Here is a 12,087-nt window from a genome sequence, read left to right as displayed (position 1 = left end):
TGTAGGAGAGGGGTTGGCCGAGAGGTATTTATTTGAAAACTCCATGAAACAGTAGATAATATATGAATTAGAGTCCCTAATTGTAGAGTTAGAGGTATGAATTTATGGCCTTATGGTCTGTAATAGTTTACGGTAGAACCAAAGAAGCAGATTATCGTTTTCTGGCCATCCCCGATGATTTTGGAGAAGAAGAACAGAATTGGGCACGGAAATATATTCATGGGACTACAGTGAATCGAGAGAAGTTACTGGGGAATCCTCGTTGGTCTCTATTTAAGAATCATCAGCATTGTGTTTTCGGCGTAACTTGTATGGTTCAAGAGTTGGTTGGTTCTGAGCGAAAATATGAATATATGGCCAAGGATGGTGGTAGGCGATCGCTCCATATTTTTGTTGGTTATGTTGCTCAGATCAACAAAGATTTTAATTCATTGAGGATTTTGCCTGTCTTAGAAAATCTTGATTTTTTTAAGTATAGGGATTTATTCACTTCTTTAGAAAAATTATGGCATCTAAAAAGTTACCAATTAATCAACAGAAAGATTGATGAATATCCGTATAACTTCAAACTTCCTAACGAGACAGAATTGAGAGGTAATACTGATGTCTCTAATAAATTTATTTCCCCAAACTTTATCCCTTGCTTGGAAGGAGAAAATAAAGTTTTGATTTTACCTAATGAGCAAGAACATAGACATAATTTGTGGGAAAACTGTTGTAAGTTCTTTGATTATCCGCATCAATATATACCTCTCTCTCTTTGTCTAGGTTTTCCCGAAAAAAAAGATGTTTTAGACGGACCATTTTTAAATGCCACAGCTTTTGATGCAAAGTCACCTAAACGGAAGTCAAAAGAGCTAAATGAACCATCGAAAATTACAGAACCTGACAAGAAATATCCTTCCCATGATAGTTATATAAAAAGGTTATTATTCTCTCCTTCCTGGGGATATCTAATCAGGATATTTTTAATCTCAATTGTTATTTTTTCGATACTCTTCTTAGCTGGAACTATAGTGACGAGCCAATTAACTGGAGCCATAGTTAGTCAATTAACTGGAGCTATAGTTATAAGTCTATTAATTGCTTTTTATCTGGGAACTAAGATTTGAGAAGATTACAACTACAGATTAAAAAACTAAAAAAAAAATTAGAGAAAACATTTTTGATATTCAACTGAGAGGATATAGTTGTTTTTTATAAGTCTTAATATGAGGATATAGTTGTTTTTTATAAGTCTTAATATAACGAAAATTCTAGTAATTTTCCCTTGTTTAAAAATAATCTAAAGAAGAGCAAGATGGCTGAGAAAACTAAAATTCTAATGCTAGGAAATTCACGTTCAGGCAAAACCTGCTTTATGGTAGGAATGTATACAGCTACTCAAGGTGGTAGTACATTCAGTTTCAAGGCAACCGATCCAGACGAAGGCGTTCGACTAACTGCTGTATGGTCAACCATTGTATACAATTCTGGTGATGATCGTTGGCCTCCAACTACTGATCAACCTAAAATTTACAACTTTGAACTTTGCTACGCATACAAACCATTGATGGAATTTGAATGGCTAGACTACCGTGGCGGTTCTATGTTAGATCTATCTAGTGACGATAATGTTAGAATACTTAAAGATTATGCTGCTCAATCCAATGGCTTCTTCTTCTGCATATCAGGCAAATATTTAAGAGACCCAGTTACTGAAGCTAATCTGCAAGAGATTGCAGTTGATAGTCAAGCTAACCTTATGAGTAACTATCTTCAAGATTTGAATCTCAATAGTACAAGACCAGATCAAAACAAATCTTTTCCAATTGTTATTATCGTTACTATGTATGACTATTGTTATCATAGAGACAAAAGAGAATTAATAGAAGATGTCAAAAAAATATTTCCTCCTTTGTTTGCTTCCAACTCTGGTTGGTTAGTAATGATCTGCCCAGTTACTCTAGGTAAAGAGCTTGCTCAAAACAGCGATAATGGAAAAATTGAACCTAAAAATCTTGATGTTCCTGTAGCTTTTGTTTTATATTCCATCCTGACAGAACAGGTGCAAATACAGCAGGAAAAACTCAGAGAAATTGAGGATAGACTTGACGATTTGGAAAGTAGTAATCGAGTTAATCAATGGATTAATAGAGCTGAGATTAAAAAGCTCAACAAAAGTTTTGAACAAGCAGATATGCAATTCAAAAAAACTATAGAAATGATAAATATATTAGCTAGAGAACAAGATTTAAGTAGTACAGATATTTATTTAAGTGGAAAAAGGATTCAAATTGATTTGAATTAATTTTAGTAGTCGTACAAAATTAAGTTTTCTCATCGAGAATGTTAAAAGGCAACAAGGGATTAATGTATAATTGTTTTTTTAGATTCCCCACATATCTTTTTTTCCTCTGGAGTTTCCACCTTTAGGTTGTTGCAACTTAGATAACTCATTTTTCACATTTGATAGCTCTTGATTTAACTGTTTTATTTGAGACACAAAATTTTTCTTTTCTTGCTCCAATCCCTCCTTTTCAGTTTGCAAGTGAAAAGATTCATCATAAGACGAGTTTAACTGCTTTTCTAATTCTTTTTTCTTAGTTTCTAAGTCAGAATGTTGTTTAATTAACCCTTCTACTCGGAGTAAAAGTATTCTATTTTCTGACTCCAATTCCTCTATTTTAGTTTGCAGTTGGGAACGATTATTCTCTGAATTTTTTAATTCTTCTTCCTGAGTTTGTAAGTCAGAATGTTGTTTAATTAACCCTTCTACTCGGAGTAAAAGTATTCTATTTTCTGACTCCAATTCCTCTATTTTAGTTTGCAGTAGGGAACGATTATTCTCTGAATTTTTTAATTCCTTTTCTAATTCTTCTTCCTGAGTTTCTAAGTGAGAATATTGTTGAATTAACCCTTCTATTCGGGATGAAATTCCTCTATTTTCTGCCTCCAATCTGTCGATCTTAGTTTGCAGTAGCGAACAATTATTCTCTGAATTTTCTAATTGCTCTTCTAATTCTTTTTTCTGAGTTTGTAAGTTGGAATATTGTTGATTTAGCCATTCTATTTGAGACAAAAATCCTCTTTTTTCTGCCTCCAATTCTGCTATTTTGAACAGTGAATCAGAGACTTGAAATTGTAGTTGAGATAGATTGGATTTATATTGCCCTAATTGAGATTCCTTTTTCTTCCATAAAGTCCTAGCCCAAGAAATTTTATCCTTTTCCTTCTGAGCAAAATCTTCTGGTAATTGAAAACCTATCGGATATGGAGTTAAATCCCAACCACAAGTAGAACAATAATTAACGTTTCCTGTAGTAAATTTAGTATCACATATCGGACATTGTTCCATACTATTTAATTATTTCTATGAGTCAATCCTCGCAACAGTATATCATAATAAAAAGGTTAATAGTTTCCCTATTCCAGGAATTACTGATAACTGATAACTGAATTAATGGAGTCTCGCAATGCCTAAAATAAAAATATTACAGGAAGGTCAATCTTATACTTTTCAGTCTTATTTTGAGTTACCTTATGAAGCTGATGAAATCCTAGCAGAGTTAAATTATTCATTAGTTAAATCTCGTTTATCTTTGCCAAAGACAACAAAGACATTAGAATGTTTATCAGAAATACAGAATAAACTAAAGAATATTTTACCTTTTGTTAGTTTAAGTAATGAAACTGCTAGACGAGAAATTTTAGTCTCTCCAATTTTATTGGAAATTGTTCTTTATTGCCATTGTCAGTTAAGAATTGAATATCCTTTGAAAGTCAACGACTGGTTAAAAGGTAATTTGGATTATTTATTACGTTCTCAGAATAATTTATTAGTTATTCAAGCCAAAAATGACGATTTAACTAGAGGTTTTACTCAGCTAGCTGTAGAGTTAATTGCATTAGCGGAAGTCGAAGAAAACAAGATTTTTTATGGTGCAGTAACAATGGGAGATGTGTGGCGTTTTGGTAAATTAAATAAAGCCGAAAAACAAATTACACAGGATATTAATTTATTTAAAATTCCAGACGATATAAAAGATTTAGGTGCAGTTTTAGTGGGTATTTTGGAAGGAGTAGATCATTAGAATTTAATTATAAAACCTTGATTTAGATAAGTCTTTTTTACTATAAAAAAACGAAATAATATTATTGATATTTTTTCCACATAGTTAAGTCCTACTGAAAAGTAGGTACTGCTATAATCTTTTGGTCAAGGTATAATTATCAAAGCTAAATTTTAAGTTTAAGCATATATCAGCCACTCTCATAATTTCAACCGATTTAATTATATAGCAGGGAACAGTTGGAAAAACATTTCCTAGTCTGAGATTCATCATTAGTAATTGTCAATAGCCAATTCTTTCTTAGCTGTAGTTGTTAAAACAAACAAGTTGTTTTTGAGCTATAAATTTCTCTATATATATACTCTAATAATACTATTAGACTTCTCCAAAAATCAAAAATCAAATCAATTATTCCCCTGTGTTCCCTCTTTTATGAAGATGTCTATATACCGACAAATCCACCAATCTTAATGGCTGAAGCTAATTATACTGGTATATTGTGCCCTGCAACTTCAATTTTATAAACTTGCAAAGAAGAATATATGATTGAGTAGTACGATCCGAATATAATAGATAGCTAGTGCAGGATGGCAGAAATAACTGACCAATTACAAAATCCTAAAAGCCTTACTAACCAATAATGCATGAATTTTGAATTTTAAATTTTGAATTCCGCGTAGCGGCACTAGCTATATAGCTATATATATACAACCGTTTATTGTTAGAAAGTCGCCCACTTATGGGCGAAACTTTAGACTCAATTTATTAGTAACTATGACACAAACACCACCATCTCGTCCCCCAACTCCACCACCACCACCAGGAGGCCGTGGTTTACCACCTCGCCCTCCTGCTCCACCCTCTCCTTCAGCAAGAAGACAACCAACAGCTCCTCCAAAACCTTCTAGTCCTCCACCACCCTCAGCTCCAGTTTCTCCACAAACTATTCCTCCCACAGAAACTGCACCAAGCCAACCAGCAGTTTCTTCCGGCCCAGAACTTGCAGAGGGACAAGTACCATTGACAGAAATTGTCCGACGGGCTGAAAAAGAAGGAATTTCAGATATTCACTTGGGTGTAAATGAAATACCAAGATTTCGTAAGCGTGGTGACCTCGTAGCAATTGAGTATCCAGAGACCGACTTAGGTACTTTTATGAGTTGGTTGCGGGAAATTCTCAAAGATGAGGAAATTCGGGCATTTCAGGAAAATCTAGACTTTGACGGTGCGGCGGACCTAGGTTTTGTGCGAATACGGATTAGCTTGTTTGATTCTCTGGCAGGTCCGGCGATGGTATTACGACTGATTGGTGCGAAAATTCTCAAGATGGAGCAACTCAGGTTGCCAGAAGTTTTTAAGAAAGTTTGCCATTACCATAAAGGATTACTTTTGGTGACAGGACCTACAGGTTCTGGTAAGTCTACTACTATGGCAGCAATGATTGATTTTATGAATGATACTTTTCCTTATCACATCATCACTATTGAAGACCCTGTAGAATTTGTCCATGAAAGTCGGAAATCTTTGATCAAGCACCGGGAGGTAGGTAGACATACCCTGAAATTCTTTAATGCTCTCAAAGGTGCCCTCCGTCAAGACCCCGATCTTATGCTAGTGGGAGAAATTCGGGATAAGGAAACCGTAGGAATTGCTATTAAAGCAGCATCTACAGGACACTTGGTGATGGGAACTTTGCACACTAACAGTGCTGTTAAAACTATCACTCGTATTCTGGATATGTTTTCTGCTGAAGAACAACCAGCAATTAAATTGGCTCTTTCGGAAATTCTAGTAGCGATTATTGCTCAGTTGTTGTGTAAAACTACTGATGGTAAACGAGCTGCTTTCCATGACATTTTGATTAATACTGATGTAGTTAAGGAATATATTCTCAAAGATCAGTATGAAGATATTAACCAAATTATGATTAAGGATACTTATGAAGGCATGACTACTATGAATAGGTCTTTGTATGAGCTTTATCAAGAAGGTAGAATCACTGAAGAGATAGCAATTAATCAGTCACCTTCCCCAAACGAAATGGCTCAAATGTTACGCGGCAGAATTTGACATACTCCCGACGTTGCCCTTCTATTCCCCCCTTTTAAAGGGGGGTTAGGGGGGATGGACAACGCGGGATTCTGAGCGCGTGGGAAACCCTGACCGCTGTTTCGTGTGAGGTGATGTCTTCCCCCTGTGTTGATAACAATCCTATTTTTTGGCGTTGCTGAATTAAGGGATGAATATTAAGTAGGACGGGCATCCTGCCTGTCCAAAAATATCAGGAACGGGCAAGATGCCCATTCCACAAAACTATTAAAATCATCCCGCATTTATGCAACGCCTATTTTTTAGATCAGAAGGGCTGAGTTATAATCCCTATCGAGCTGCTGACCACAATTATTACAAGAATGCCAGCGCTCTGATAAGCTTTTAGAGACTTTATTCAAGCATTCCCAACAATACTGAGACGTGCCTTTTGGGTTGACGCGTGATAATTCTCTTGCCCAACTTCCAGGCAACATACTCTAATACTTGAACTTTCCTGGCCGAATGCTGCATCCTGGAAAGACTTATTCAATCCTGACTTAACTGATTGACCATTTGGTAAAAACTGACCATTATCTCCTAATTTGGTTTGGCAAAGTCTGACTAAATTTGCTAGGGGATGAAAAAAACAGGTTCAATATTCAATATTTCAAGCCTCTGACTTTCCTGCTCATGCGGAGCAAACAGGCAGAGGTACTGATAACTGATAACTGATAACTGATAACTGATAACTGATAACTGAAATGACTCCCCCAGAATTCCCCCAGTTATTTAAAGGTATTGCCTTGTTTACACCTGGGGGAGATTTAATTTATTGCATAGATCCAAGCAAAAAAAATCGATGGCATCTACACCTATGTATAGAGCTACAAGCAATATTGGGATTATCTGAACCACCCCATTTCTTAATACCGGGATACACTGCAACTATTGATAAATGGTTAAACCCTCGTAGTCAGGAAATCGAAGTTTTTGCCGAAGCTTATCTGCCAGTATTAAGATATCAGGCATTACTTAATGCCATTTTTCATACTGGTGAGATGATTTGGCAACCTGCTCCATGGTCAGAGGAATTTTGTAATCCAATGGTAATCTCTACTTATTATGACCAGTTTCCGCAACTCTGGGAAAATCATAACCTCGTTATGCGTCTTGAACAGCAAGATTTTAATTTAGATTCTATTCCACAGGAAGTCTCAACTTCAACTGTTGATTCACAACCAGAAGTTGAAGGTTATGTTCTCCGTTTATTTGTATCAGGTAAAAGTTTGACTACTGAGCGGACTCTTCAAAATCTCCACCAAATATTAGAAGAATATCTTTCTCTTCCTTATACTTTAAAAGTAATAGATATCTTTCAACATCCCGAACAAGCTGAAGTAGATTTAGTTACTGCTACTCCTACTTTGATTAGAGTTTGGCCTCTACCTATCCGTAGAGTTGTTGGGGAATTTGATGATGTGGAAAAAATTCTCAAGTTGTTAGAAACTACTAATTCAAATTTTAAGTTTTAGATTTTTTGCCATTTCATATCAAATCCCCTAATACTCAAACTTACCCACAATTTTAGCTAGTAGGTTGGGTTGAGTCACGAAACCCAACAGAAATAAGTTTCAATATTTTTAATTATTGCTGTTTTCTATTGTTTCAAATTCGACTTTATTGTAAATGTCTGTCAGAGTTATTTGAAAATAAATTGAGTTGAGAGTGATAGTTTCTTTGGGTTGATTATATTCTGAGAAAATCGACTGTTTTTGAGCAGTTTTGTAATATTGTTCGACTTGGATTGTGTATTGTTTAAGAGTAGGTTTTCTTGAAATGTAGGAATAGCTAGTAGGTTGGGTTGAGTCACGAAACCCAACAGAAATAAGTTTCAATATTTCTAATTATCGTTGTTTTCTATTGTTTCAAATTCGACTTGCTCGTAAATGTCTGTCAGGGTTATTTGAAAATCAATTGAGTTGAGAGAAATAGTTTCTTCGGGTTGATTATATTCTGAAAAAATCCATTGTTTTTGAGCAGTTTTGTAATATTGTTCGACTTGGATTGTGTATTGTTTAAGAGTAGGTTTTCTTGAAATGTAGGAATAGCTAGTAGGTTGGGTTGAGTCACGAAACCCAACAGAAATAAGTTTCAATATTTCTAATTATCGCTGTTTTCTATTGTTTCAAATTCGACTTTATCGTAAATGTCTGTCAGGGTTATTTGAAAATCAATTGAGTTGAGAGAAATAGTTTCTTCGAGTTGATTATATTCTGAAAAAATCCATTGTTTTTGAGCAGTTTTGTAATATTGTTCGACTTGGATTGTGTATTGGTCTATGAGTAGATATTCTTGAAATGTAGGAATAGCTAGTAGGTTGGGTTGAGGAATGAAACCCAACAGAAATAAGTTTCAATATTTCTAATTATCGCTGTTTTCTATTGTTTCAAATTCGATTTTATCGTAAATGTCTGTCAGGGTTATTTGAAAATCAATTGAGTTGAGAGAGATAGTTTCTTGGGGTTGATTAGATTCTTAAAAAATCCATTGTTTTTGAGCATTTTTGTAATATTGTTCGACTTGGATTGTGTATTGGTCTATGAGTAGATATTCTTGAAATGTGGAAATAGTTCGATAAGCTGCAAATTTTTGATCTTTGTCATAATTTCTAGTAGAATTTGACAAAACTTCAGCAATTATGAGGGGGTTAGTAATAGTATCTTTTCTTCCTTGTTGTAGTTGTAAATTTGCTGGAGTTACCATAACATCAGGATAAGTATAGATGCGTTTTTTTGGAATCCAAAGTCGTTGGTCAGAAATAAATACTCTATAGGGTTGACGTTTAAGGGAAAAATTTAAAGCTGCGCTGAAGTTAAGGGCAATTTGATTATGATTTGGAGTTCCACCAGTTATGGGAATAATTTCACCGTTAATGTATTCGTGTCGTTGTTGTGAGTTAGTTTCAAGGTTTAGGTATTCGGTGGGGGTGTAGTTTTTTTGTTGTTTAATTTGCATAGTTTTAAAGTGTTATGGAAAAGGTAATTTCTGTTGCTTTTGGTATTTCAATTACAGCAGTTTCGGAGGCGCGTGAGGTACAAAATTTTTTTTGTTAAAAGCTGGAAACCTATTAGTAATTTTGGTAACACAACCTTCCAGGTTGTTACAGTATTGAAGGCTGAACTGCAAGGATATAGATTAACCTTTAAGTGTACCTCACAATCCTCATGTATTGCTGTAAGTCTGATAATTATTAAAATTATTATCTGTAAGTTGTGGTTCATATTTTGCATACCAATATTCAATAATTAGCAAAGACGAGTTGATTAAGTTATCCCAATTATTATCATCTAATTTAATTTGCTCTAAGGATAGCATGATTTTAGATATAGCTTTTTCAAGAATTACTTTTATAGTTGAGTTGTTTAAAATTTTTCTTTAAAAAAAGTTTCAGTGATGGAGGAAAAGGAATACGAGGAGCTAGAATTGCTATTGCATTGCCTTCATTAATCTGAGTTTTACTTTTGAAAAGTTGTTGATTATGTACATCTTTAATAATGTTGATTTTGTTAATAAAAGTCACAAAAAACCATAATTCATATTTACCTCTAATATAAGATTTAGCATCATATTGTTTGAGATACTCGACAGTTTTCTTGATTTGAATCCAACATTTTTGAGGTGTATCTACACCACAGTGTTTTTCTAAAATTTTAAGATAATTTTTTTGCTGTTTTTTACATATTTGTAAATCATCGTTTAATTGGAATAACTTATCCATTTGCAAGTTATTAAGATTAACTTGATAGCCTTGTTTTTTTAGATAAATTATCCATGACATAATCGGCAAAAGATAGCGATAAAAGGTTTTCAATTCTTGCTGAAATCGGCTTTTTATTTCAGAAATCTGTGTTGTGTCGGTAATATGATAAAAGTCTTCACAGATTTTTCTAATCATAGTTTCTATCACTAGAAAATTTTCAATAGAATAGTAATCAGTGACATAAAGATTTTCGTATTTAGGTAAATCTTCATTGAGAAAATCAGATAGGTCTTTATCTACAAAAAATAAAGTTCTACTTTTATTAGTTTTATTAGATATATGAGCGATAACTTTTTTATACAACTCATAAACCTTTTGTTTACCTTTACATACATATTTAAGAGATGAGTAATTTTTGGGAAGTATCTGTTCTATGAAATGACTATAAAAGGAAATATCCTCATCTCCTTCAAAAAATGAATGAATTGTTTTTTCATCTTTTCCATCGTTTTTAATGAATTGTAGATAAACATCTCCTGGGTTACGAGCGTCTCTTAATTGATCGGCAAAATTCATAATTAATTATCAATAAATTCGCTTAGTGAATGGGTATATGAATCGAGTTCATTATCAAAAATAAATGGAGAGTGTGTGACTGCAATTAAACCTTTGCAACGTTCACTATTCAAAATATCTGGTAAAAAACGTTTTTGCCAAGGTACGGACAAGGAAAGTTCTGGTTCATCTATTATTACAAAATAATCTGATTTATCGGATAAATATAGATGAGAAAAAAGTGAAACAATTTGCTTTTCTCCAGAGGAAAGCATTTTAAGTTCAATTTTTTGCTTATCTGATTCTTGGTTATTTTTATCAGAGTGAATTTTTTGGCGGTTTGAAATAATATCAATCCTCAGTTTAATATTGTCATATCTTATTTCTTTATTAACTAGATATTGATTGCAAACGTTGACAAAATTGCGAATTTCCTGTTCTTGTTCCTGTTGTTCTTTATGCCATTTCAGTAATTTTAGGAGAAAATGAGCAATTACTTTTTGGTCTTCTTCTATTTTTCCTTCATTGTTGACTTTTTCAAGCATATTGCGTAATTCTTCCTTCTCTTTTTCTGAAAGAATTTTTTCATCAATTCTACTAAAAATTGATTCAACAGTTTCGTTATCTAGGTCTTTTAATTCCTCGATGTTAACTTGTTTATAGACTTTGCTAATTACATCACTTAGATATGTTCCAGTTAGATTTTCCAACCGATTACGGATACTATCTTTTAAATTATTCATTTTTTCGTTTATAGTTTGTTCGACATCTTCCATACCAAATTCTACTAATTCAACATAATCTTTTTGTGTCTTTCTCTTAGATAATTTTCTTTCGTATAATTCTGGAAAAATTTCTTTAAATTCTTGCTCAATTCGTCTATAAGTTGGTAGATATAGAATTTGTGCTTTCACGATTTTCTTAATGGTACTATCTACCTTTTCTAAAATAGTGTTTGATGAATAAAGTTTTTCTTTTTCCATCCTTATTAAAGTATCACGAACTCGACGCCAAGAAATTGAAGAACTTAATTTATTGCTCAAACTTTTTAACTTATTCTCATCTTTTAGATATTTTGGAATATCGTCTTCTGAAAAATTAGGATATTCCATAATAATATTCTTGATTTTTTCATATTGTGTGTATTGTTTCCAAGTCCCTAGATCATTATTGAGGTTTTCTTTAGGTATAGAAAGTTTTTCACGATTAATAACTAAAGCAATTGCTTTAAAATCAAAATCATTAATTTTTTGCCATTGACAAGTTAGAAAAAAATAAATTAAGTTAGCAACTGTACTTTTTCCTGTTCCATTCTCTCCTACTAAAACAAACCGATTATCCTTAATAGGAATTCTCAATGTCTGATAACCCCATAGCTCCTCAATTATAAATTCTGAAATTGATACTGACATATCTATTTTCCTCAATTGATTAAATAGGTACTATGACAGAAAGTTGAATTATTCTGCATAGCTTGAAATTTGATCATAACTTAAAAAGCAACAATTGTTTCAGCCTTCAAAATTAGACAAGCTGATACTAAGCTACATTAAAGTCAAAATTCAAAAGGTAAAAGTAAAAAGTAATCTCGGAGTTAGTTTTTCCTCTTGTACATAAATAATCAATTATTTTTCCCGACTCCCGACTCCCTTTTTTAAAGAAAAAAATAAGTTAAGTTAGCAACTGTAC

14 protein-coding genes are annotated in these 12,087 nt (G+C 33.2%); 5 read left to right on the top strand and 9 right to left on the bottom strand.

The window, feature by feature from the left end; all coding sequences use genetic code 11:
• The first annotated feature begins 104 nt into the window (after nt 1–104).
• Entirely contained in the window at nt 105–1,112 is a 1,008-nt protein-coding gene (locus F6K40_RS10625; RefSeq protein ID WP_293135219.1) for a hypothetical protein, read from the top strand.
• A 248-nt stretch (nt 1,113–1,360) separates the two neighbouring features.
• Nucleotides 1,361–2,290, top strand: a complete 930-nt coding sequence (locus tag F6K40_RS10620) for a hypothetical protein (RefSeq protein WP_293135216.1) — start codon at nt 1,361–1,363, stop codon at nt 2,288–2,290.
• A gap of 78 nt (nt 2,291–2,368) precedes the next feature.
• On the opposite strand, the gene F6K40_RS10615 is transcribed toward F6K40_RS10620, so the two are convergent.
• Nucleotides 2,369–3,337 (bottom strand): coiled-coil domain-containing protein, encoded by a 969-nt coding sequence (locus tag F6K40_RS10615; RefSeq protein WP_293135213.1) that lies wholly within the window; start codon nt 3,335–3,337, stop codon nt 2,369–2,371.
• Nucleotides 3,338–3,455: 118 nt separating this feature from the next.
• On the opposite strand from F6K40_RS10615, the gene F6K40_RS10610 reads away from it, so the two are divergent.
• Complete coding sequence (locus F6K40_RS10610) at nt 3,456–4,073, top strand: hypothetical protein (RefSeq protein WP_293135210.1); 618 nt, start codon at nt 3,456–3,458, stop codon at nt 4,071–4,073.
• Nucleotides 4,074–4,826: 753 nt separating this feature from the next.
• Entirely contained in the window at nt 4,827–6,122 is a 1,296-nt protein-coding gene (locus F6K40_RS10605) for a type IV pilus twitching motility protein PilT (protein ID WP_293135208.1), read from the top strand.
• Between the two features lie 281 nt (nt 6,123–6,403).
• On the opposite strand, the gene F6K40_RS40765 is transcribed toward F6K40_RS10605, so the two are convergent.
• Nucleotides 6,404–6,577, bottom strand: a complete 174-nt coding sequence (locus F6K40_RS40765) for a zinc ribbon domain-containing protein (protein WP_365670980.1) — start codon at nt 6,575–6,577, stop codon at nt 6,404–6,406.
• 267 nt (nt 6,578–6,844) lie between these two features.
• Between F6K40_RS40765 and F6K40_RS10600 the strand changes: the two genes are divergently transcribed.
• Entirely contained in the window at nt 6,845–7,615 is a 771-nt protein-coding gene (locus F6K40_RS10600) for a circadian clock KaiB family protein (protein WP_293135205.1), read from the top strand.
• A 108-nt stretch (nt 7,616–7,723) separates the two neighbouring features.
• On the opposite strand, the gene F6K40_RS10595 is transcribed toward F6K40_RS10600, so the two are convergent.
• From F6K40_RS10595 to F6K40_RS10565, 7 genes are all read right to left on the bottom strand, one after another.
• Nucleotides 7,724–7,978, bottom strand: a complete 255-nt coding sequence (locus tag F6K40_RS10595; RefSeq protein ID WP_293135202.1) for a hypothetical protein — start codon at nt 7,976–7,978, stop codon at nt 7,724–7,726.
• A gap of 5 nt (nt 7,979–7,983) precedes the next feature.
• A complete protein-coding gene (locus F6K40_RS10590) occupies nt 7,984–8,238 on the bottom strand; it encodes a hypothetical protein (RefSeq protein ID WP_293135199.1) in 255 nt (84 codons plus the stop codon).
• Nucleotides 8,239–8,243: 5 nt separating this feature from the next.
• A complete protein-coding gene (locus F6K40_RS10585; RefSeq protein WP_293135196.1) occupies nt 8,244–8,483 on the bottom strand; it encodes a Uma2 family endonuclease in 240 nt (79 codons plus the stop codon).
• A gap of 135 nt (nt 8,484–8,618) precedes the next feature.
• Nucleotides 8,619–9,098, bottom strand: coding sequence for a Uma2 family endonuclease (locus F6K40_RS10580; RefSeq protein ID WP_365670975.1), 480 nt, complete (start codon nt 9,096–9,098; stop codon nt 8,619–8,621).
• Between the two features lie 207 nt (nt 9,099–9,305).
• Nucleotides 9,306–9,458 (bottom strand): hypothetical protein, encoded by a 153-nt coding sequence (locus F6K40_RS10575; protein WP_293135193.1) that lies wholly within the window; start codon nt 9,456–9,458, stop codon nt 9,306–9,308.
• Between the two features lie 19 nt (nt 9,459–9,477).
• Complete coding sequence (locus F6K40_RS10570; RefSeq protein ID WP_293135190.1) at nt 9,478–10,419, bottom strand: DUF4435 domain-containing protein; 942 nt, start codon at nt 10,417–10,419, stop codon at nt 9,478–9,480.
• Between the two features lie 2 nt (nt 10,420–10,421).
• Nucleotides 10,422–11,810: an AAA family ATPase gene (locus F6K40_RS10565; RefSeq protein ID WP_293135187.1), complete on the bottom strand. Its 1,389-nt coding sequence runs from the start codon at nt 11,808–11,810 to the stop codon at nt 10,422–10,424.
• Nucleotides 11,811–12,087: the final 277 nt, after the last annotated feature.

The organism is Okeania sp. SIO3I5 (assembly GCF_010672085.1).
In the GTDB taxonomy this organism is placed as follows: Bacteria; Cyanobacteriota; Cyanobacteriia; order Cyanobacteriales; family Microcoleaceae; genus Trichodesmium.
This window is presented reverse-complemented; position numbering and strand designations above follow the sequence as displayed.